Source organism: Magnetospirillum molischianum DSM 120, assembly GCF_000294655.1.
GTDB lineage: Bacteria > Pseudomonadota > Alphaproteobacteria > Rhodospirillales > Magnetospirillaceae > Phaeospirillum > Phaeospirillum molischianum.
The window spans coordinates 79,691-99,087 of the sequence record NZ_CAHP01000060.1; the positions used below are offsets into that span (position 1 = coordinate 79,691).

The 19,397-nt window shown below is 60.3% G+C and carries 28 protein-coding genes; all 28 read left to right on the forward strand.

Annotated features, from left to right (window positions below; genetic code table 11):
* The first annotated feature begins 66 nt into the window (after positions 1 to 66).
* On the forward strand, positions 67 to 264 hold the full coding sequence (locus tag PHAMO_RS17915) for a hypothetical protein (protein ID WP_002731414.1): 198 nt from the start codon (positions 67 to 69) through the stop codon (positions 262 to 264).
* 13 nt (positions 265 to 277) lie between these two features.
* Positions 278 to 463: a hypothetical protein gene (locus tag PHAMO_RS17920; protein ID WP_002731415.1), complete on the forward strand. Its 186-nt coding sequence runs from the start codon at positions 278 to 280 to the stop codon at positions 461 to 463.
* A 128-nt stretch (positions 464 to 591) separates the two neighbouring features.
* Positions 592 to 1,128 (forward strand): hypothetical protein, encoded by a 537-nt coding sequence (locus PHAMO_RS17925; RefSeq protein ID WP_002731416.1) that lies wholly within the window; start codon positions 592 to 594, stop codon positions 1,126 to 1,128.
* Between the two features lie 123 nt (positions 1,129 to 1,251).
* On the forward strand, positions 1,252 to 2,157 hold the full coding sequence (locus PHAMO_RS19770) for a hypothetical protein (protein ID WP_002731417.1): 906 nt from the start codon (positions 1,252 to 1,254) through the stop codon (positions 2,155 to 2,157).
* A 64-nt stretch (positions 2,158 to 2,221) separates the two neighbouring features.
* Entirely contained in the window at positions 2,222 to 3,163 is a 942-nt protein-coding gene (locus tag PHAMO_RS17935; RefSeq protein ID WP_002731418.1) for a 5'-3' exonuclease H3TH domain-containing protein, read from the forward strand.
* A complete protein-coding gene (locus PHAMO_RS17940) occupies positions 3,150 to 3,560 on the forward strand; it encodes a hypothetical protein (RefSeq protein WP_002731419.1) in 411 nt (136 codons plus the stop codon). The genes PHAMO_RS17935 and PHAMO_RS17940 overlap by 14 nt, the downstream gene beginning before the upstream one ends.
* A 43-nt stretch (positions 3,561 to 3,603) precedes the next feature.
* On the forward strand, positions 3,604 to 3,789 hold the full coding sequence (locus tag PHAMO_RS17945) for a hypothetical protein (RefSeq protein WP_002731421.1): 186 nt from the start codon (positions 3,604 to 3,606) through the stop codon (positions 3,787 to 3,789).
* Positions 3,790 to 3,837: 48 nt separating this feature from the next.
* Complete coding sequence (locus PHAMO_RS17950; protein WP_002731423.1) at positions 3,838 to 4,893, forward strand: RecA family protein; 1,056 nt, start codon at positions 3,838 to 3,840, stop codon at positions 4,891 to 4,893.
* 45 nt (positions 4,894 to 4,938) lie between these two features.
* Positions 4,939 to 5,304 (forward strand): DUF1653 domain-containing protein, encoded by a 366-nt coding sequence (locus tag PHAMO_RS18775; protein ID WP_002731424.1) that lies wholly within the window; start codon positions 4,939 to 4,941, stop codon positions 5,302 to 5,304.
* Positions 5,304 to 5,711 carry a hypothetical protein gene (locus PHAMO_RS17960; protein ID WP_002731425.1) on the forward strand — a complete coding sequence of 136 codons (408 nt, stop codon included), beginning with the start codon at positions 5,304 to 5,306 and terminating at the stop codon, positions 5,709 to 5,711. The genes PHAMO_RS18775 and PHAMO_RS17960 overlap by 1 nt, the downstream gene beginning before the upstream one ends.
* 67 nt (positions 5,712 to 5,778) lie before the next feature.
* The gene (locus PHAMO_RS17965; protein WP_002731426.1) at positions 5,779 to 6,240 is read left to right on the forward strand and encodes an ASCH domain-containing protein; all 462 of its coding nucleotides are present in this window, start codon (positions 5,779 to 5,781) and stop codon (positions 6,238 to 6,240) included.
* A 43-nt stretch (positions 6,241 to 6,283) separates the two neighbouring features.
* Entirely contained in the window at positions 6,284 to 6,625 is a 342-nt protein-coding gene (locus PHAMO_RS17970) for a hypothetical protein (RefSeq protein ID WP_155801879.1), read from the forward strand.
* 159 nt (positions 6,626 to 6,784) lie between these two features.
* The gene (locus PHAMO_RS17975) at positions 6,785 to 7,336 is read left to right on the forward strand and encodes a hypothetical protein (RefSeq protein WP_002731429.1); all 552 of its coding nucleotides are present in this window, start codon (positions 6,785 to 6,787) and stop codon (positions 7,334 to 7,336) included.
* 196 nt (positions 7,337 to 7,532) lie between these two features.
* Positions 7,533 to 8,249: a hypothetical protein gene (locus PHAMO_RS17980; protein ID WP_002731430.1), complete on the forward strand. Its 717-nt coding sequence runs from the start codon at positions 7,533 to 7,535 to the stop codon at positions 8,247 to 8,249.
* 314 nt (positions 8,250 to 8,563) lie between these two features.
* The gene (locus tag PHAMO_RS17985; RefSeq protein WP_002731432.1) at positions 8,564 to 9,607 is read left to right on the forward strand and encodes a metallophosphoesterase; all 1,044 of its coding nucleotides are present in this window, start codon (positions 8,564 to 8,566) and stop codon (positions 9,605 to 9,607) included.
* Positions 9,607 to 9,846: a hypothetical protein gene (locus tag PHAMO_RS17990; protein WP_040567801.1), complete on the forward strand. Its 240-nt coding sequence runs from the start codon at positions 9,607 to 9,609 to the stop codon at positions 9,844 to 9,846. Before PHAMO_RS17985 ends, PHAMO_RS17990 begins: the two co-directional genes overlap by 1 nt.
* A complete protein-coding gene (locus tag PHAMO_RS17995; RefSeq protein ID WP_002731437.1) occupies positions 9,846 to 10,058 on the forward strand; it encodes a hypothetical protein in 213 nt (70 codons plus the stop codon). The genes PHAMO_RS17990 and PHAMO_RS17995 overlap by 1 nt, the downstream gene beginning before the upstream one ends.
* Positions 10,048 to 11,985, forward strand: coding sequence for an AAA family ATPase (locus tag PHAMO_RS18000; RefSeq protein WP_002731438.1), 1,938 nt, complete (start codon positions 10,048 to 10,050; stop codon positions 11,983 to 11,985). The genes PHAMO_RS17995 and PHAMO_RS18000 overlap by 11 nt, the downstream gene beginning before the upstream one ends.
* Positions 11,978 to 12,148: a hypothetical protein gene (locus tag PHAMO_RS19660; protein WP_002731439.1), complete on the forward strand. Its 171-nt coding sequence runs from the start codon at positions 11,978 to 11,980 to the stop codon at positions 12,146 to 12,148. The genes PHAMO_RS18000 and PHAMO_RS19660 overlap by 8 nt, the downstream gene beginning before the upstream one ends.
* Complete coding sequence (locus tag PHAMO_RS18005; protein ID WP_002731440.1) at positions 12,141 to 12,512, forward strand: ProQ/FINO family protein; 372 nt, start codon at positions 12,141 to 12,143, stop codon at positions 12,510 to 12,512. The genes PHAMO_RS19660 and PHAMO_RS18005 overlap by 8 nt, the downstream gene beginning before the upstream one ends.
* Complete coding sequence (locus tag PHAMO_RS18010; RefSeq protein WP_002731441.1) at positions 12,509 to 12,775, forward strand: hypothetical protein; 267 nt, start codon at positions 12,509 to 12,511, stop codon at positions 12,773 to 12,775. Before PHAMO_RS18005 ends, PHAMO_RS18010 begins: the two co-directional genes overlap by 4 nt.
* Entirely contained in the window at positions 12,768 to 13,199 is a 432-nt protein-coding gene (locus tag PHAMO_RS18015) for a hypothetical protein (RefSeq protein ID WP_002731442.1), read from the forward strand. Before PHAMO_RS18010 ends, PHAMO_RS18015 begins: the two co-directional genes overlap by 8 nt.
* On the forward strand, positions 13,199 to 13,786 hold the full coding sequence (locus PHAMO_RS18020; protein ID WP_002731443.1) for a hypothetical protein: 588 nt from the start codon (positions 13,199 to 13,201) through the stop codon (positions 13,784 to 13,786). The genes PHAMO_RS18015 and PHAMO_RS18020 overlap by 1 nt, the downstream gene beginning before the upstream one ends.
* Positions 13,787 to 13,856: 70 nt before the next feature.
* Positions 13,857 to 17,345 carry a putative ribonucleoside-triphosphate reductase (modular protein) gene (locus tag PHAMO_RS18780; RefSeq protein WP_002731445.1) on the forward strand — a complete coding sequence of 1,163 codons (3,489 nt, stop codon included), beginning with the start codon at positions 13,857 to 13,859 and terminating at the stop codon, positions 17,343 to 17,345.
* Between the two features lie 170 nt (positions 17,346 to 17,515).
* Entirely contained in the window at positions 17,516 to 17,734 is a 219-nt protein-coding gene (locus tag PHAMO_RS18030; protein WP_002731446.1) for a hypothetical protein, read from the forward strand.
* A 2-nt stretch (positions 17,735 to 17,736) separates the two neighbouring features.
* Complete coding sequence (locus PHAMO_RS18035) at positions 17,737 to 17,940, forward strand: hypothetical protein (RefSeq protein WP_002731448.1); 204 nt, start codon at positions 17,737 to 17,739, stop codon at positions 17,938 to 17,940.
* Positions 17,941 to 17,943: 3 nt separating this feature from the next.
* On the forward strand, positions 17,944 to 18,864 hold the full coding sequence (thyA, locus tag PHAMO_RS18040; RefSeq protein WP_002731449.1) for a thymidylate synthase: 921 nt from the start codon (positions 17,944 to 17,946) through the stop codon (positions 18,862 to 18,864).
* Between the two features lie 16 nt (positions 18,865 to 18,880).
* On the forward strand, positions 18,881 to 19,396 hold the full coding sequence (locus PHAMO_RS18045; protein ID WP_407635478.1) for a dihydrofolate reductase: 516 nt from the start codon (positions 18,881 to 18,883) through the stop codon (positions 19,394 to 19,396).
* Position 19,397 lies beyond the last annotated feature (1 nt).

The following is a 19,397-nucleotide window of genomic DNA, read 5'->3' on the forward strand; positions in this document are numbered from 1 at the left end:
AGCCTGCCATCATCCCGAATTAGCGAATTAGCGAATTAGCGAATTAGCGTATTCGCGGGACGGAGGATGATGGTGGAACTGGTCGATGAGAACGTCCAGGCGGTTTTGCTCGATACCGCCATGTGGCGGACAGTGCTTGAGGGTCTTGAAACGGCCGCAACGCTGTTCGCCGAGCATAATGTGGTAGCGGATGTCGGCCTGGCACAGTCGCTCGCCGACGCTCGGGCCGAAATTCGCGGACAGCTTTGTCTGTCTATAACATGAGGACAAGACTGCAATGAAACATGACGACATGGTCGGAGAAACCTATCGTTCCAATGGGCGAACCCATCGCGTCATTGGCGTGAATGAAGACTGCCCGGATTTCGTTCTGGTCGAGGACTGCGAGACGGGGGAGATTGGCGCGCAGAATGCGGACGCCGTGCGCGTCCTTCTGCGTCAGGCGCTTGTCGCCGTCGAATAGCAAGGGGCGTTCGCGCCCCTTCATTTTGCCGCGCAAGGTAAATCAGTTCTGACTTGATATTTAATCCCAAGCAACGCTATATTCCCCCGTGAGCGCGACACAGCGCCCCAATGAACGGAGATAGACCCGTGAGCGACGAAACCACTGCCCCCAGCGAGCCCAAAAAGCCCCTGCTGGACGCCGAGCAGCTCCAGAAGGATCTGGCCTTCTCGGATCATGACATTTCCGCCGCGATGATGCGGCAGGCCAGCCTGTTTGCGCACTATGCGGTGATCGCCGCTCAGGCGCAGAAGCGCTACGACACCGCCAAGCTGGCTGCCGACATCGTGGAGTCCCGCGTGGACAAGCGTCTGCGCGACGAATACGCCCAGGCCGGCGCCAAGATCACCGAGGCCGCCCTCGGCAAGGAGATTTTGCGCGATCGCGAATACGTCGAGGCCCAGAAGAAGGTCAACGACGCCCGTATGATCGCCGACCTGGCCAAGAATGCTCTGGAAGCCTTCAAGCAGCGCAAGGATATGCTGGTGCAGATTGGCGTGGCGCTGCGCGAGGAAGCCAAGGGCGAATTGTTCCTCAAGGGTCCTGCGGCCCGCGAGGAGGCCCAGCGCGATGTGACGCGCGACCGGGCCGCCCGCCTCGTGTCGGAGAACCGCGAAGCCGCGTAATTTCTCCTACGATGGCAAGTCAGCGTTGAATGTATAATTCACGTTGAAGCGCTGATGGGGCAATACCCGAGAGGGCAACCCCATCGGCAAGAACCAAAGCAGAAAGCTCGAAAGGCAAAAAGCATGTCGAAGAACCTGATGGACATTATCAAGCAGAAGAAGCAGGGCATTGCCGCTGCGTCGGGGCGTCGTGAAAAGACGGTGAAACCGCCGCCGGGCAAGAGCCGCTGGCGCATTCTGCCGACCTGGAAGAAGGACGGCGATCCGACGTTTTTCCATGAGTTCGGGCAGCACTTCATCAAGGATCAGACCGGCGAACTGAAGGCAGTCTATGTCTGCACCGACAAGACGTTCGGCAAGCCCTGCGAGCTGTGCGATGCCGTCGCCAGCGCGATTTCGTCGGCGACCGACGACGATTTGATCAAGGCCCTGACCGAGGCGAAGTCGAAGACTCGCTATCTGCTCAACGCCATCCAGCCCGATGGCGAGAACGCCGGCGAAGTGGTGATCCTCGATCTCTCTCCCACCACGTTCGAGAAGATCCTCGACGTGATGGAAGAGCACGGTGCCGAGATGATCGACCCCGACGCCGGGATCGACATCATCATCGAGCGCAAGGGCAAGGGACTGAACACCGAATATTCGGTGGTGCCGGCGGCGAAGTCCAAGCCGGTGAACAAGACCCTGTTGGCTCAGCTTAACGATCTGGATGCCTACGTGAACCAGGAATACGAGGCTGGTCTCAATAAGGCGTTCCAGGCCCTCTCCGCGGTTTCCGGTCGCGCGGCGCTCCCGTCTGGTGCTCGGGCCGCCCTGACCGGGCCGAAGGATAAGCCGGCCACCCCTGCGCCGAAGGAGGACCCGAACGTCATCGACGGCTCCTTTACCGTCGAGGATGAAGTGCCCTTCGAGGTCGCGCCGAAGGCGTCGGTCGAAACTGTCGTCGCGGCGAAGGCGACCGCTGGTGACAGCTTCAACGAGGATCTCGGTGACGACGACATCGAGAGCCTTCTGGCGGACCTGGACTAACACCAGACCACGCCTCAGCGGAGGGGCTTCGGCCCCTCCCTTTACTTCCATCACGGAGCCTCAGATGCCCGGCATCATGCTGATCGACGGCAATTCTCTCGGTTTCGCTGCGCAGTCAACCTCCAAGTTGACGGCCGGCGAAATGGAGGTGCAGGCGATCTTCCATTTCCTAAAGAGCCTGCGGATCACACTGCTGGGCTACTCGGGGTTCAAGCCGATCGTCCTGTGGGATGGGCGGTCTTGGCGCTACGACCACTTCGCCGGCTACAAGGCGAAGCGGAAGGAAGACCCCAAGGCCATTGCTGAGAAGGAGCGCTACAAGGCTCAGAAGCCTTGGATTGCTCGGGCGACCCGGACCCTTGGCGTCAACCAGATGATGGCCATCAACTGGGAGGCCGATGATCTGGCTGGTCTGCTGACCAGCAAGGCTCGGTCCCGCGGCGATAGCGTCGTTTTGATTTCGGGCGACAAGGATTGGCTCCAGCTCGTCGAGCCGGGCGTTCTGTGGTTCGATCCGATCCGCGAGGTGAAGATCACCTATCGGGATTTCCAGACCCAGACCGGCTACGTCAATGGCCGCGCGTTCCTTCAGGGCAAGGCTCTGAAGGGCGACTCCTCCGACTGCATTCCCGGCGTCGGCGGTATCGGGGACAAGGCGGCGCCGATCCTTCTGGAGAAGTTCGGTTCCGTCGAGAAGTTTTGGGCCGCGGCCGAGACGCCCGGCTTCGAGCTTCCCGAGGAACTGGCTCGCTATCGGAAGAAGCTGACCGAGTTTTGCGCCCCCGAAGGGCGGGATCGGTTCGCCTTCAACATGATGCTGATGGATTTGAAGACCGCCGAGCGGCCGAAGCCTGAGCGCCTCACGCTCGACAAGGGCGCGTTCGACCGGGCGGCGTTCCGCTCGATTTGTGAAGACCTGTCATTTCACTCCTTGCTGCGCGACTTAGACAACTTCTGCGCAGCCTTCAACAACAACCAGAGAGACAAAGACAATGAAGCTGCTTAACCAGAACGAATTCGACACCCTGTTGGCTCGTCGCGTGAACCTGGTGGCGAAGACTCTTCAGGATATCGCCAATACCACCGACAACAATCCGACCCTGATGGATCAGGCGCGTTTCGACAAGATGCAGGAATTCATCGGCGCCCATCTCCAGAGCGCCATCGACGTGATCACCGCCGCGATGAACCGTCCGCAGCCCGTCGCTCTCGGCGCTTTCACCCTGGGCGAGCCGAAGGTGCGCAAGACCCGTCAGAAGCGCGCCGAGAAGGTCGAGCCGGCGGCGGGCGCCGAGGGGCAGTCCGGCGCCGTCGTGACCGAAACCAGCGCTCCCGTCTCCGCTCCCGTCGCCGACGACGAGCTGGGCGATCTGGAAGCGCTGCTCGCGGACGAAGCCGCGTAATCACCTCCTCCCAACACCATAAATCCGCACGAAAGGTAAAGTCATGACTGAATTGAGCTTCACCGTTGGTCAGAAGGTTTCCTTTGATGTTCGCAATCCCCGCAACGGCGCCATCACCACTCTCGAAGGCATGGTGAGCGACGCCACCCTCGTTCGCGGTCGCATCGAGGTCAAGAACGCTTGCGGTCAGGTGTTCAAGCCCTTTGCCAAGCATGCCCGCGCGATCTGACCACCGGGAGGGGCCTTGCGGCCCCTCCCCTTCTCGAAAGGATAGACCATGAGCAAGTCCCCTGCCGACGTGCTGGCCGAAGCCCTCCTGAAGACGGTCGGCGGCAACGACGAGGTGCAGGAGGTGCGCGGCTGGATCGACACCGGCTATCCGCCCCTCAATTACGCGATCAGCGGTTCCTACAACGGTGGGATGCCGATGGGGCGCATCATCGAAATGTTTGGTCCGCCCAGCTCGGGCAAGACCGCCATCGCGACCAACGTGATGAAGAACGCCCAGAAGGCCGGCGGCTTCGCCATGTTCTTTGATCACGAGCGCTCGTTCGACAAGCGCCTGGCTGAAAAAATGGGCCTTGATACCAGCCCGGGCAGGTTCCTGTTCAAGACGCCTCGGACCTACGAGGAGTCCACCACGATTGCCATCAAGGCGGCGAAGACCATTCGCGATGCCAAAGCTCTCCCCGAGGACGCGCCCATCGTGGTGGTGTTTGACTCGCTGGCGTCGATGATCCCGCAGTCCAAGGCGGACAAGGACGCCACCGACTTCAACATGAACGACAACACCGCCCTGGCCCGCGCCACCAGCGCAAACTTCAACGCCCTGGCGCTGCACGCCGAGGAGATGAACATCCTTATCATCTTCCTGAACCAGGCGCGCACCAAGATCGGCGTGATGTTCGGCGATCCGACCACCACGCCGGGCGGGAACGCTCCCGAGTTCTACGCCTCGGTTCGCATCAAGCTGGGTCGCTCGATGCTGACCGCCGGCACCGGCGAGGACAAGACCAAGATCGGGCAGCGGATCGGCGCTGAGTGCGTCAAGAACAAGGTCAATCGTCCCTTCCTGAAGGCGTCCTGGGATTTCCTGTTTCAGCCCGATGGCACCGGCAAATTCGATGTGGTCGGTTCCCTCGTGGACTACCTGGTGGCGGTCGGCGCCCTGGAGAAGGGCAAGGCTCACATCACCTGGACCGACGGCAAGAGCTACTTCCGCAAGGCCCTGGTGGAAAAGCTGGAAGCGGACCCCACCGGCGTCGAGCAGCTCAAGGCCCTGCTGCCCGCCGTAGGTCGCGACCTCGATGAGGCGCTTCTGGAGGCTGCGTGATCAAGTGGGGCGCCTTCGGGCGCCCCACTTTCGACGGAGGATCGGATGTTCAAGCTCAAGCACAGAGGGACCGGGCAGTTCGTGGCGTCCGCGAGCGAGCGCGAGGTTCATTTTGACAACACCGGCAAGGTGTTCAAGACCCGCAATCTGGCCCGTCAGTTTCTCGGGCACTATGGCATCGAGGACGTGGAGATCGTCTCGGCGTCGGGCGCTCAAATCTATCGGCACGTCGCCACTGGCAAGCTCTATGAGCTGGTCGGGATCGGCATTCATACCGAGACGGAGGAGGAGATGGTGGCTTATCGCCCCCTCTATCCCTGCGAACACGAGATGTTCTTCCGTCCGAAGACGATGTTCTTCGGCGAAGCGGCCTCGGGAAGACCCCGTTTCGAGAAGGTGGAGGGACCCTGATGCCTCACGTTTATCTGTCCAACGAAGAAATTGACGCCATCTTGCGGGTTTCGCCTGGGCTTGACTTGAGCAAGAGCGTTGCCGACGACTTGGTGCGGCGTCTTTTCAAGGCCCTTGCCGAGCCTAGCGAGCGCGAACTGGCCATCGTTTCCATCGCTCGCGAGCAGCATCATGTCGATGGCGAGGTCGAGATCGACGATCCCGCCGATGGCATCGCCACAATCAGCGAAGGAGACGGCAACGGTGCCTATGTTCTCGCCTGGGTGTGGGCCGATTTCTCGGGCACCGAGTTGAATAAGGAAGGGGATGACAGGTGCAGCGAGTGTGGCGCTTCGCTTGAAGACGGCGAAGGATATGACGGCAAGTGCGGAAATTGCGCCGATCGCGAGGAGAACGAAGACGAGTAGCGCTCTTCACCTTCGCTAATTCGCTAACCCGCGCTATGTTTGAAGCAAACAAGCCGGGGAACGGAAGATGAAGGCATTGAGCGTTTGGCAGCCCTGGGCGCTGCTGCTGGTGACGGGACACAAGAGGATCGAAACCCGCCCCTGGCCAGCGCCCAACGGTCTGATCGGTCAGGAAGTTGCAATTGCGTCGTGCAAGAACCTTCGCACCGAACAAAGAGTTGCCTACGCCGCCCCAGACTTCCAGGTGCATTACGCAGCCACCGGGCTCCCGCCCCTCGCAGAGCTACCTCGCGGCGCGGTCATCGGCAAGACGAAACTGTTGGATTGCAAGCTGATGACAGATGAGCTGATCGCTCGCATCCCTGACCGGGAGCGCGCTTTCGGCATTTACGCCCCGGGCCGCTTTGCCTGGTTCATGGGCGAGCCCATTAGGTTCAACAACCCCGTGCCGGCAAGCGGCCGGCTCGGACTGTGGGATTGGGATCATGAGCAAGTCCGCGCCTTTGAAGGCAAATCCGTTCAAATATAAGATCCAGCATGTCAAGAAGGGGCGTCGGCTCTACGGGGGCATTGTGACCTTCGATGACGGCCGGAAATGCTACATCGCCTATCGGAAGCAGGAGGAAATCTTCCGTCACGGTTGCTCTTCGATTTCGGAGGCGATCCGTGACGGCAAGGCGGCCTGGGCTTTCGACATCGACACGATCCTCGAGATGCGCGCCAAGGGCATCAAGGCGATGGGCGTCATCGTTCGCGAGACTGGTGACATCTGGATGACCAAGATTGAATGGCTGACCGACAGCACCAAGGCGAAGGTGCTGAACTACAGCGCTCGTGGCGGCGCGCTTCAGCGCTATCTGCCATTGCGCTTCTTCTGGCGCAAGCGGGGAAAGCTGATCCTCAAGCCGGCCTGAATAATCAATCAGCGTTGAATGATTTTGCCGCTTCACATGCCCCACGGGGCGCGCTATAACGGGGTTGTTCAGTCAGTGATGATTGAACTCTGAAGAGAGACCAAACGATGAATGTTGCCCAGAGTGCCGGTGTCTCTCGAACGGAAAGAAGGAGTTAGAATGTCGATTTCAGCAGCAAAAGCTGTCGCGCCTGTCGTTACGACCGCGCCGAGCGACGTGATCAACGACATTGCAGACGATCTGATCATGCGCCACAAGTCCTATGAAGACGCAGCGCAGGAATTGATCAAGAAGTTGATCGGGTCCACTCCCGTCAACGGTTACATGCGCTTGCTGATAGAAGACGGCGCTCTCGCGAGAATTCACAACGCGGCAAAGCGCAAGCGTGAAATGCTGGGGCGTTCGCTGCCGAAATCCGCGATGCCTGCCCCCGCGCCCACCGGATCTCGTTCGTTCTCCAGTCTGGTCAAGGCTTCCGTCGTGACCACCGGGCGGAAGTTTCTCGACGAGTGGCTGGTTGAAGGTCGTCGGCTTGGCGATCTGACGCTCGAAGAGGTTCGTGCCCAGGCGGAACTTTCACGCAGCAGGGCCAAGGGGCTTGAGCGTCGGGCCAAGTTCTATTTCGCCATCGCTGATCTCGGCTCTCCCACCGCCCTGGTGCGTGAAGTGCTGACGGACGAAATGGCCGGGAAGATTTTGGACGCTCTGTAGTCACGAGTTAGGTCTTTGGAGACCAAGCACAGAATGTTGCCCAGCACCATCGCGTCTCTAAAGACCTTCAGATTTTGAACCAGTAGCGCATTGTTACCCAAGGATGACGTGTTCGACCAATAGTGACGCGCTGCTACGGATTTCATGTTACCCAGAAACCGAGTGCGGCGCGTCACTACAGAACGGAGATAGATCAATGAACCTGAGTGATCTCGTTATTCAGATCCAACTCACCTACCGCCAGCGCAAGCAGCTCCAGATGGCGCAGAACCGTATCGTTCTTCAGCTCAAGGCGCTCGCTCGCGCCGCCGTGGATGGTGACAAGGATCGTGCCGGCGTGATCGTCGATCGACTGATCGCCAACAAGGTCCAGAAGGCCGAGGACGTGGAAATCGCCGTGGGTCTGTCACAGAATTACGGTGCCCTGTTTGCTGCGCACGACGGCATCGCGAGCGACTGCGCCAAGCTTGGCAAGGAGCTGGAGAAGCTGGCGAAGAAACTCCCGGTTGCCGAATGGGTCGCCACTCAGCGCGGCGTTGGCATGACCAATCTCGCCAATATCATCGGCGAGGCGGGCGACCTGGCCAACTACAACAATCCCGCCAAGCTGTGGAAGCGCATGGGGCTTGCGGTGATCGGGACCGAGCGACAGCGTAAGGTGGCCGACGCCGAAGCGGCGCTCGTTCATGGCTACAACCCCGTCCGGCGCTCGGTCATGTGGAATGTCGGCACCTGCATCATCAAGGCCGGTGGCGCCCTTAAGACGCTTTACGACGAGCGCAAGGTCTACGAGGCCGGCAAGAGCCCGGATATCACCAAGATGCTGGCCCATCGCCGCGCCCAGCGTTACGTCGAGAAGCGCGTTTTGCGCGATCTGTGGCGGGCGTGGCGGGGAGAGTTTGCGACGGCATAAGCCGATCGCGGGGCGAGACCAGAGAACCCATGTTGCCCACCCCAACGGTGTCTCGCCCACAAGTTTCCGACGAAAGTCGGAGGAAGATTGACCAACCAACCCCCGTTCCCCATGCCGAGGCTGTCAATCTTCCATAATTTAGCGACCAGACTCGCCATGTTACCCAAAATCAGCGTGTCGCTAATCGTTGTGAAGAGAGTTGCGCCAAAAGGCAAATGTTGCCCAGGGGCCACCTGCGCAACTCTCTTTACTTGCCGCTTTATTCTATGTTTATTCTGCATTAAGTTAAGTCATTCTTGATTTGAGGGACGAAGATGAAAAGACCCTACGCCCTACTTGCGGATTTGCACTTCCACAACTGGTCTACCTTCTCGACGACCAACGCTGATGGGGTCAACTCCCGCCTTGCCATCCAGTGCGCTGAGATGCGCCGGGCCGGGCAGGAGCTTCTGGCCGCCGGTGGAAATCTGATGGTGCTGGCCGGCGACATCTTCCACGTCCGGGGCTCAATCAGCCCGACCGTGCTGAACCCCGTCCTCGAGGTGGTGCGCGATCTGCGCGGCGCTGGTGTGGGGATCGTTGCCCTCCCTGGCAATCACGATCTGGAGGGCAAGGAGTCCGACCGCGTGGGGAATGCCGTGCGCGCCCTGGCTGACGCCGGCGTGCGTGTTTGTGACGAGCCCGAAGTGATCGACCGTCTGGCCCTGGTTCCCTGGCATTCCAGCACCGCCGATCTGTTGAATGCCCTCGACGATCTGAATGGTCGCGTGGGCGCCGGCGATTTCGATGTGATCCTACACGCTCCCATCGACGGCGTGATCCCCGGTCTGCCCTCTCACGGGTTGACTGCCGAGCAACTCGCTGGCTTTGGCTTCCGTCGCGTGTTCGCTGGCCACTATCACGACCACAAGGACTTCGGGAACGGCGTCTTCTCGATCGGTGCCACCACTCAGCAGACCTGGGGCGATGTCGGCACCCGAGCCGGCTTTCTGATCGTCAGCGACGACGTGAGATATCGCGCTTCGCACGCCCCGTCCTTCATCGACATCACGCCCGACACCCCGCCGGCCGACATCCCCTTCCTCGCCGACGGCAACTACGTCCGCTTGAAGCTGGAGGATGTGACCGAGACCGAAATCAAAATTGCTCGCGAGGAGCTGATGGGTATGGGCGCCAAGGGTGGCGTGATCCACGCCACCCGCAAGACCGAAGTTTCCCGCACCGGCGTCGCCGCCAAATCGGGCGTCACCCTGGAAGCTTCCGTGACCGCCTATGTGGTCGCCAAGAGCTTCGATCGTCCGACCGAGCTTGCCGCCTATTGCGACTCCATTCTCACCGAAGCCAGGAGTGCCGCCTGATGAAGACCCGTATCGTCAATGAACCCGCCAGCCGCTCGACGACCGTCGGTCAGATCGAAGACGATCTGGAGCCGATTGCGGTCTGCCCCGGCTGTTGGGTCTGTCGCCAACTCGACGAGCCGGCGATCGAAAGCAATCGTCTGATCCACTGCGCCCCGGCCGACATCGACCCGACCACTGTTCGTCTGAACGTGGATGTGATGGGGTCCGGTATCGTCATTTACGCTCGGAGGTTCTAATGGGCAAGCCTCGCTTTTGCCCATACTGCATGTCGGGGGACATCAAGGATGGAACCGGCGCCTTTCTTGAAATGGGCGAATACCTGAATGGTCGCTTCGAGTCTGAGGGCGACGCCGATGGTTTCGTGTGCGACACCTGCGGCGGTGAGTTTTGGGTCAACGGCCCGAACATGCCGACTCGCATGAAAGAAGAGGCGAGCGATGCACGTTGAGACGTTGACCATCGAGAATTTCCTCACCATTGGCGAGGCAAAGCTGCACCTGACCGATCGCGGTCTGGTGCTGATCCAGGGCGAGAACGCCGACAACACCAGCGCCAATTCGAACGGCGCGGGCAAGTCGTCGATTGCTGACGCCATCTCGTGGGCATTCTTCGGGACCACCGCCCGCGGCGAGAGCGGCGATCGCGTGATTAACCGTTTCGTCGGAAAGAACTGCCGCGTGGCGGCGGTGGTTCGCGACGGCGACGAGCTTTACGAGATCGCCCGTCACCGCAAGCACAAAGAAGGCAAGAACGGCCTGGTGGTGAAACAGCTCGCCCCAGCGCCGAGCGACCTGACAAAGGGCACCGACAAGCTGACCCAACTTGAAGTGAACCGTATCCTCGGATGCTCGGAGGAGGTCTTCAATTCGGCAGTCTATGCGGGTCAGGAGAAGATGCCCGATCTGCCGGCGATGACCGATAAGCCACTCAAGCTGCTGATCGAGGAAGCGGCCGGTATCACGATCCTCGAGAAGGCGTATGAGGTGGCTCGCGCTAAGCAGGCCGTCACCGAGCGCGAGGCTTGCGACGCGCAGGCCCAGCTTGATCGCATTCAGGCTCGCATCGACTCCACCGAGGACGAGGTGGCTCGGTTGCAGGGCCAGCAGCGCGCCTGGGACGAAAAGCGGGCTGAAAGTGTTCAGTCCGAGTCTGAAACTGCCAAAGCCCTGGCTGATCAGGTGAAAGCGCTCGATGCGGATATTGCGACTTTGGATGAGCCTGGCGTTCTCGCCCAGCTCGACGAGGTCGAGAGCAAGCTGAAGGAGGTCGTCGGCGAACAAGAGGAAAAGTCGCGCCTCGAGCGCGAGCTGGCCGCCGCCGATCGGCGGATCGCCGTCGTCACCGCCGAGATCGACCGGCTGACCAACGACGCCAAGCGCCGGAAGGCAGAGGTTGATGCGATCGACAGCCGGATCGGAAAGCCGTGTGGCGAGTGCGGCAAATCCTATGAGGCGAGCGATCTGACCGAGGCTCGGAAGATCGCCACTGGGAAGCTGCGCAAGGTCGTCGATGAGGTCAAGACGAAGAAGGCAGAAGCAAACACCCTCCGGGAAGCCCGTGCGGGGCTCGCTGAGGGGCTTTCAACTTTCGTCGCGGGGATGACAGACATTAGCGCTGCCACGGGGTTGCAGGGGCGTCTGTGCGCGAAACTGCGGGACATCGAAGCGAAGAAGGGGGAGCGCTCCCGCATTGCTGATCGCACCCGCCAGCACATCGCGAATGCAAAGAGACTGAAGGACGAGCAGAACCCCTTCGCTGCCTTGATCGAGAAGGCCGGGCGGACCATCGAGGAGCTGGTTGAGGAGATCGGCACCAAGCAGGCGACGCTTGAGGCTGCTCAGGCTCGCCTGGCGCTGGCCCAGAGCGCGGTGAAGGTGTTTGGCCCTGCCGGCGTGCGCGCCGAAATCCTCGATACCGTGACGCCCTTCCTGAACGCGCGCACGGCCCATTATCTGGGCAGCTTGTCCGACGGCAACATCACCGCCACCTGGTCCACGCTCTCGACCACCGCCAAGGGCGAACTGCGCGAAAAATTTGCCATCGACGTGACCGACGCCACCGGCGCTGAGAGCTTTGGCGGGTTGTCGGGCGGCGAGAAGCGCAAGGTCAGGCTCGCGTGCTGCCTCGCGTTGCAGGACTTGGTGGCGTCGCGGGCGACCAAGCCGATCAATTTGTGGATCGGCGACGAGATCGACACTGCTCTCGATGTGGCGGGTCTTGAACGACTAATGGGCATCCTCGAGGAGAAGGCGCGCGAGCGGGGGACCGTGCTCGTGATCAGCCATAATGACCTCAAGGATTGGTGTCGTCAGCAGGTGATCGTGAAAAAGGAGGGCGGTCGGTCCTCCGTTGACGGAGTGCTGTGTCATGCGTAGCCCGTTGAGCGAACTCCTTGATAAGGAGGCTTGGCAGCAGCTTCAGGACGAGGCGCGCACTGCCAACGACTTACAAAAGCAGGGCATGGCGCGCACGGAAGCGCTGCGCTGCGCCAAGAGACTGATTGAAAAATCGAAGAAGGAGACTTCGTGTCATGCCTAAGAAGATCGACAAGAAGCAGGTTCGCGAGGATCGCGAGGCCCTGGCGAATGCCTTCCCGCGGACGTTCATGAGCAAGGGCGTTTCGGTGAAGCATCCGCTGGAGGTGGGAATTCATCGCCGGCTGATCGCCATGGGTGTTCGCGGACTCGACGGTGAGAAGATGTCGGCCAAGCGCGTTCGGGCGGCCGTCGCCGATTATTGCAGCGGGCCGAAATATGCCTGGGGAATGCTGTTTACCCCCTATCGGATCAATCTCGAAGGCAAGGTCGTCAGTTCTGTAGCCCAGGAGAACATCGAACACGCTCGGGCTTATCTGATCAGGCGCGGCTTGATGATCCCGGTGGCCGAGGAAAAGTCGGCGTGAACGTCGATGCTATTCTCGCTCGGGCCGATGCGGTTCTAAAGCGTCGTCGCGAGCGCGACAGTGTTCTCGAAGCGCGGCTCGGCCCCAAGCTGACCAGCAGTGAATGGATCGAGTGGGTAGCCAGGCAGCTTTGTCGGCGTAATCATCTCGATCCCGACCTGATGCTGACCGGCATCAAAGAGCGGCCTGTGCCGCAGTGGTTTCTCTTTGCCCAGGTGGCGAAAATCGTTTTGGAGAAGATCGAGGAGAGGATGAATGGTTGATCAGACGGCCGTTGATTGGCTGAATGCGCGCCTGAGAGCGGAAGCCGGACCCATCTACACCCAGTCGGCGCCGGCCAAGCTCACCTTCAAGCAGCGTGACGGCAGCTTCACGAAGCATCCGCTGATCGGTGGCGAACAGATGCGGCTCGTCGAAGTCTACATGGGCAAGCGAAAGGGCGCGATCCTGTGCTTCGAGCCGATCGGTGATTGGGGCAAGTCCGAAAGCGATCCGATGAACGACATGGTTCGGGCGGAAATCCCGCTGAATGAGATGCCGGCGTTCTTCGACTTGTTCGGCGTGACCATTGGTGAACTGAAGAAGGGGGCGATTTTGCCGTCTCTGGACGCCCTTTCCGGCGCTACAATCAGCAAGTCAGCGCTGAGTGATCGCTACAGCGACAATCCGATTTGGGGGACATGGTAATGAGCAACATCATCAAGGTCGTCGGCTTCGACCCTTCGCTGGCCAATTTCGGCATGGTCGCTGCCGACCTGGATATCGACACGCTCAAGCTGAAGGTCACGGGCTTCAAGCTGGTCGAGACCGAGAAGGACAAAAGCAAGCAGGTTCGCAAGGGCTCGGATGATCTGCGTCGGTGCCGGGAGATCATCCAGGCGATGCGTGGCTGGGCCGACCCGGACTTCGTGGCTTTCGGCTTTGCCGAAGTCCCCTCTGGCGGCGCGAAGAGCGCGAATGCCCTGAAGGCCCTATCGATGGCTACCGCGATCTTGGGCGCCTGCCCGGTCGAGCTGGTTGAGGTGAACCCCACTGAGGTCAAGCTCGCCACCGTCGGCAAGAAGACCGCGGCCAAGGAGGATATGATTGAGTGGGTGATCGAGCGTCACCCCGAGGCTCCCTGGTTGACCTACAAGCGCCTGGGCAAGGTGGAGTTCAACGCCAAAAACGAGCACCTGGCCGACGGCGTGTGTGCGATCTACGCCGGTCTTCAGAGCCAGCAGTTCAAGCACAGCCTCGCCATGATGCGCTCGGCACTAAAGCTGGCTGCTTGATTATGTCAAGTCTGTAAAGTCAGCGTTGACTTTGATAAACTCTTTCCCCTTTTGACCAAGAGAGGACCGCATGGGTTACGTTTTCAAAATCCGCCCCTTGCCGGAAGCGCGCAGCTACTTTGCCGGCATCGGCAAGGCGGTCGCCGATCGCACTGTGAACCGCAAGATTACTCGTCGTCTGGACCTTCCCAAGCAGGTCCCCTTTTCCATTCCCCGTGACGACTCGACCTCGCTGGACGCGCAGATTGCGGCCCTGGCCAAGTCCAACGGTCACGCTTTTGAGGGTGACTATCACGTCGAGTTTGGCGACGACGAGGTGGTTCAGGGCTTTTATTGGGCCATCGGCGAGATCGTGACGGAGGAATGGGCAGACGTGGCCAGGCGCGTCGCGCTGGGTAACGCCCTGCTGCATCCGAAAAAGGACGCCCCGTTCGTCGGTGGCTTCCTCGACACCAACGTCTCATTCACCTCCGAGCAGCGCATCGAATTCGATCGGATGCACCATCATCTGCGGCAGGCGTCCCTGTTGATGTCCGGCCGCCACCTCCAGCACGGCGATGAAACCCAGCCTGATCGTCCGATGGAGGTGTTCACGAATTGTCTGGAATATTCGACCCGTATCCTGACTATGGAGTATGGCCCTGTTGAGATCGGCAAGATTGTCGGTCAGACCGTGACGGTCATCGCCGGCGACGGTCAGCCACGTCCTGCCATGATCAACGCTCACGGCGAGCAGGATCTTTACGAGATCACCTTTCGCTCGCTCACTGGTGGCGGTGGCAAGTTCCGCCGCACCGTGAAGGCAACCGCCAATCACCGCTGGAAACTGCGCGACGGCTCCATCACTGCCTCGCTGAAGACCGGCGATGTGCTGACTCCCATTCATGCGGATGTTGGCATGAACGAGGCGGCAGTGGTTCACGGCTTGATCTTCGGTGACGGCACGGCTCACAAGGGTCGCCGCGACAATTATCGTCCCGGCATTTCACAGGGTCGCACCTACGCCAGCATTCGCGTTTGCAAGCAGGATGCGGTGCGCGATGAGGTTCATGGATGGCTGGACGCCGCCGGTTATCGCTACACCACGCCGCCCCACGCCAACGGTGATCGCGTCTACTATATCGGCAAGTTCGAGCACGCGAAGGAACTGCCTTTCACGCGCGACCCCGAATACATCGCCGGGTTCATTTACGGCTGGTGGCTGGCTGACGGCTACAAGGGTCAGGATCGTTGCCTGGAAATCTCGACCTCCAGTGAAATGGCGGCCGAATGGTTGGATGAGCACGCAGCTTACGCCGGCTTCAATGTGACCATGCACCGCGTCATGGAGCGCAAGGAAGGCGATGGCTCCTTCGCCAACGGCAAGGACTTGCATATCATTCGCCTTCGCAAAAACGTGGAGTGGAAGGTCGAGTCCATCGAGCACCTGGGCAAGGCCCCGGTTTATTGCCCCGAGGAGCCGGTCACTTCGACCTTCGTGCTCGCCAATGGGTTGCTGACTGGCAACTGCTCTAGCTCGGCCCTGTCCACCATTCTGTTCAAGCTGCTGCTGTCTGGCTCGGGCGTCGGTCGCGCCTATGACGACGACCTGATGGTTGTGGACTTCAATCACATGCCTATTATCGTTCCGGTGATCGACTGGAGTCACAAGGACGTTCAGAGCGGAGAGATCACTGGCTACCTGACCGAGCGCGACGCGCGTCATCTCTATGCCGGCCGCGAAATCCACTATTTCCGCGTTCCTGACAGCCGCGAAGGCTGGGCTAAGGCGATCGAGCAGATCGAAAAACTGGCGTTCCTGCGCAAGCGCGAAGCGGTGCTGATCCTCGACTTCTCTGACGTTCGCCCCCGCGGCGCCGCGATTATGGGGATGCAGGGTCGCCCGGCTTCCGGCCCCGGGCCACTGATGCAGGCGATCGGCAACGTCGGCCGGCTGCGCGACGCCGGCATGAAGCCTTGGCGCGCGACGATCTACGCCGATCACTATCTGGCCGAATGCGTTCTGGTCGGCGGCGCCCGCCGGGCCGCTCGTATGGCGACCAAGTTCTGGAAGGACGCCACGATCTTCGAGTTCATCGAGCTGAAGCGCGGCGGCTTCCTGTGGTCGTCCAACAACTCGATCACGATCGACCAGGAGTTCCGTGATCGCGTGGAGAACGTCTGGGGTTGGGTTCAGCTCAACCCCGGCGAGGACCCGCTCAAGGCTCGGTCCCTCATCGGCTGGCCCATCTTCGATAAGTGGGATCGGCACGCCTGGAAGGTCATGCAGGAGGCCCTGAAGGCGTCCTACTTCGATGGCACCGGCGAACCCGGCTTCATCAACGTGGATATGCTGACTCAGAACGACGAGGGCATGGAGGTCTACGCCGACGGCATCTTCGCTGAGAGTGCGAAGTATCAGCTCGACGAGGAGACCAAGGAGATCGGCAAGGAGATCCTGCGGCGGGTGATGAACATGCCTTACCGCATGATCACCAATCCGTGTGGCGAGATCACCCTGTTGGTCCTGGGTGGCTACTGCGTCATTGCCGACGTTGTGCCTTTCCACGCCCAGGATTTGGACGACGCCGAAGATGCCTTCCGCACCGCGGCTCGGGCGCTGATCCGCACCAACCTGATGGACAGTCTCTACAAGCGCGAAGTCAACCGGACGAACCGTATCGGCGTCGGCATTACCGGCCTGCATGAGTTCGCCTGGAGGTTCTTCAAGATCAGCTTTCGCGACATGGTGAACCCCGTTTTCCACGGCGGGCCGTGCGGGTGGGGCGTCGATCAGCTTGAGCTGATGGCGACCGACATGGACCCGAGCGTTCGCGCTGGCGCCTTTTGGCTCACTCTGTCCCGGTTCAAGCGGGCCGTCGTGGACGAATGCGAACGCTACGCCTCTGAGCTGGGCGTGACTGTGCCGCATACCAACACCACGATCAAGCCGGCCGGCACCACGTCCAAGCTGTTCGGCCTGTCTGAAGGCGCTCATCTCCCGGCGCTGCGCGAATACCTGCGTTGGGTCCAGTATCGCAACGATGACCCGTTGATTGCGAAGCTGGAAGAGCAGGGTTATCCGGTGCGTCGCCTGCGGACCTACTCGGGAACCACCATCGTCGGCTTCCCGACCGCGCCGGTGATCTGCCAGCTCGGAATGGGCGACAAGCTGGTGACGGCGCCCGAGGCGACCCCGGAGGAGCAGTTCGAGTATCTGCGCCTGCTGGAGCGCTTCTGGATCATCGGTGTCAAGGAAGACGGTTTTACCCCGCTGTCCGAAACCGGCAACCAGGTCAGCTACACCCTGAAGTATGATCCGAAGGTGGTCAGCTTCGAGGACTTCCAGCGCGCCATCATCGAGGGCCAGTTCACCGTCCGGTGCTGCTCGGTAATGCCGTCGGTGGATATGACCGCCTACGAGTATCAGCCCGAGGAACCTGTGACCAAGGCGGTCTATGAGTTGATCAGCGCCGCGATCCGTTCGGGCGAGGATCAGGAGGTCAAGGAAGACGTGGACTTCGCGCATGTGGATTGCGCAAGCGGGGCTTGCCCCGTTGATTTCAACAAGGCTGCCTGAAGGAGGTGATTGTCATGGCCAAGCCGAAGCGCAAGGGCGGGGGTCGCTGCTGATCAATCAACGCTGATTTATGCCGCTTGCTGCGTCAAGTCAGCGTTGATATTATCACACCCATGAGCAACCCGCCCCGAGCAACGCGGGGCGGGAAGCCAAAACAAACGGAGGAATAGATGGGCGAACGTCATTTTGAAGCCAAAACACAGGGGCATGACCCCGAGGCTCGCGTCAAGCAAATCGCCGGTCTGATCCGCTCCCTTCCCTATCGCGAAATGAAGCAGTTGGGTGAAGAAATTTGCCATCACATCACCGAAAGCGGCGCTGTCGATGAGCATAACCAGAGCGACGTGACCGAAGGTTTGTTGCGCTGGGCCGAAGGGAAGGTGTCCTGATCATGATGACGCTTCCTGAACAGATCGAAAATCGGATGCTTTCAGGTGAACCGTTTACCTATGGCGATTTGTGCAGGTATTTCGACAACGGCGAAAAGCATGGTCGTCTTATTGACCAAATCATTCAGAGACTTCGCAAGAAGGGGATGATCGCGTTCACCAGGGTCGGCCGTCAGGTGATCTGGAAGCGTGTCGAAAAGGAGTAAGCCGTGCAGGAATATCTCAACCTTCTTAGTCAGGTTCTCAGTTCTGGCACCGAGAAAGACGACCGCACCGGCACCGGCACCCGGTCTGTATTCGGCGCTCAGATGCGCTTTCGGCTCTACAATGGCTTCCCGCTGCTGACCACCAAGAAGATCCACTGGAAGTCGGTCGTTCATGAGCTGCTGTGGTTCATCAAGGGCGACACCAACATCGCCTATCTGAAGGAGAATGGCGTCTCGATTTGGGACGAATGGGCCGATGAGAACGGCGATCTGGGGCCGATTTACGGTGAACAGTGGCGCTCCTGGCCAGCATATCCGCTCGATCCAATGGGGCGCTTGAGCATCGACCAACTTGGTGACGCCATTCACACGTTGCGCACCAATCCCGACAGTCGGCGTATCATTATCAACGCCTGGAATGTCGGCAGCCTGCATGAGATGGCTCTGGCGCCGTGTCACTGTCTGTTTCAGTTCAACAGCCGACCCATTGCGCATTATCATCGCGTGTCTCTTGGCGCCGGCCTGGGCGTTGTCATGCCCACTGGTGCGTCGCCCGACGAGGAAGCGAATATTCTCGACGAAGCTGGCATTCCGCGGCGGATGCTGGATCTCCAGCTCTACCAGCGCTCGGCGGATCTGTTCCTCGGCGTGCCGTTTAACATCGCTTCCTACTCGCTGTTGCTGTTGATGGTGGCCCAGGTTACGGGGCACACGCCAGGCGAATTCGTGTGGACCGGCGGCGACGTGCATCTTTATCTGAACCATTTCGAGCAGGCTCGCGAACAGATCGAGCGGCTGCCTCTCTTTCTTCCCGACCTGCGCCTGAACCCCAAGGTTCGCGAGATCGACGATTTCAAGTTCGAGGATATCACGCTGATCGGCTACGACCCGCATCCGGCAATCAAGGCGCCGGTAGCGGTCTGAGGAGAGCAACATGCGTTTGAACATCATCGTCGCCGCTTCGCAAAATGGCGTCATCGGCTATCGAGGCGTCATGCCCTGGCACATTCCTGATGATCTGCGTCACTTCAAGGCGACGACCATGGGCCACCCGGTGATCATGGGCCGCAAGACCTGGGAGAGCATTGGCGAACAGTTCGGCCAGAAGACCTGGGAGCGTCTCGGTAAACAGCTTCCTGGGCGTCTGAACATCGTTCTGACCAGCGCCAAGGTCGGAATGGAAGTTGGATCGCCCTTCTTGGTCAATAGCCTTGAGCGGGCGCTGGTCTGGGCGGAAGCCGCCGGCACTGGTGAGGCGTTCATCATCGGCGGCGCCGCGATCTACGAACTGGCGATGCCGCTCGTTGAGCGGATCTATCTGACCGAGGTTCACAGGAATGTCGTCGGGGATGCCTATTTCCCCAATATCGACCGCACGGCCTGGCGCGAGGTTTCGCGCGAGGATCGTGAAACTCACAGCTTTGTCGTCTTCGACAGGGCCATTGTTCACGCCTGAA

Coding starts and splice junctions, on each gene's coding strand:
- PHAMO_RS17915 (WP_002731414.1), top strand. CDS start 67: ATGATGGTGGAACTGGTCGATGAGAACGTCCAGGCGGTTTTGCTCGAT.
- PHAMO_RS17920 (WP_002731415.1), top strand. CDS start 278: ATGAAACATGACGACATGGTCGGAGAAACCTATCGTTCCAATGGGCGA.
- PHAMO_RS19770 (WP_002731417.1), top strand. CDS start 1,252: ATGTCGAAGAACCTGATGGACATTATCAAGCAGAAGAAGCAGGGCATT.
- PHAMO_RS17935 (WP_002731418.1), top strand. CDS start 2,222: ATGCCCGGCATCATGCTGATCGACGGCAATTCTCTCGGTTTCGCTGCG.
- PHAMO_RS17940 (WP_002731419.1), top strand. CDS start 3,150: ATGAAGCTGCTTAACCAGAACGAATTCGACACCCTGTTGGCTCGTCGC.
- PHAMO_RS17945 (WP_002731421.1), top strand. CDS start 3,604: ATGACTGAATTGAGCTTCACCGTTGGTCAGAAGGTTTCCTTTGATGTT.
- PHAMO_RS17950 (WP_002731423.1), top strand. CDS start 3,838: ATGAGCAAGTCCCCTGCCGACGTGCTGGCCGAAGCCCTCCTGAAGACG.
- PHAMO_RS18775 (WP_002731424.1), top strand. CDS start 4,939: ATGTTCAAGCTCAAGCACAGAGGGACCGGGCAGTTCGTGGCGTCCGCG.
- PHAMO_RS17960 (WP_002731425.1), top strand. CDS start 5,304: ATGCCTCACGTTTATCTGTCCAACGAAGAAATTGACGCCATCTTGCGG.
- PHAMO_RS17965 (WP_002731426.1), top strand. CDS start 5,779: ATGAAGGCATTGAGCGTTTGGCAGCCCTGGGCGCTGCTGCTGGTGACG.
- PHAMO_RS17975 (WP_002731429.1), top strand. CDS start 6,785: ATGTCGATTTCAGCAGCAAAAGCTGTCGCGCCTGTCGTTACGACCGCG.
- PHAMO_RS17980 (WP_002731430.1), top strand. CDS start 7,533: ATGAACCTGAGTGATCTCGTTATTCAGATCCAACTCACCTACCGCCAG.
- PHAMO_RS17985 (WP_002731432.1), top strand. CDS start 8,564: ATGAAAAGACCCTACGCCCTACTTGCGGATTTGCACTTCCACAACTGG.
- PHAMO_RS17990 (WP_040567801.1), top strand. CDS start 9,607: ATGAAGACCCGTATCGTCAATGAACCCGCCAGCCGCTCGACGACCGTC.
- PHAMO_RS17995 (WP_002731437.1), top strand. CDS start 9,846: ATGGGCAAGCCTCGCTTTTGCCCATACTGCATGTCGGGGGACATCAAG.
- PHAMO_RS18000 (WP_002731438.1), top strand. CDS start 10,048: ATGCACGTTGAGACGTTGACCATCGAGAATTTCCTCACCATTGGCGAG.
- PHAMO_RS19660 (WP_002731439.1), top strand. CDS start 11,978: ATGCGTAGCCCGTTGAGCGAACTCCTTGATAAGGAGGCTTGGCAGCAG.
- PHAMO_RS18005 (WP_002731440.1), top strand. CDS start 12,141: ATGCCTAAGAAGATCGACAAGAAGCAGGTTCGCGAGGATCGCGAGGCC.
- PHAMO_RS18015 (WP_002731442.1), top strand. CDS start 12,768: ATGGTTGATCAGACGGCCGTTGATTGGCTGAATGCGCGCCTGAGAGCG.
- PHAMO_RS18020 (WP_002731443.1), top strand. CDS start 13,199: ATGAGCAACATCATCAAGGTCGTCGGCTTCGACCCTTCGCTGGCCAAT.
- PHAMO_RS18780 (WP_002731445.1), top strand. CDS start 13,857: ATGGGTTACGTTTTCAAAATCCGCCCCTTGCCGGAAGCGCGCAGCTAC.
- PHAMO_RS18030 (WP_002731446.1), top strand. CDS start 17,516: ATGGGCGAACGTCATTTTGAAGCCAAAACACAGGGGCATGACCCCGAG.
- PHAMO_RS18035 (WP_002731448.1), top strand. CDS start 17,737: ATGATGACGCTTCCTGAACAGATCGAAAATCGGATGCTTTCAGGTGAA.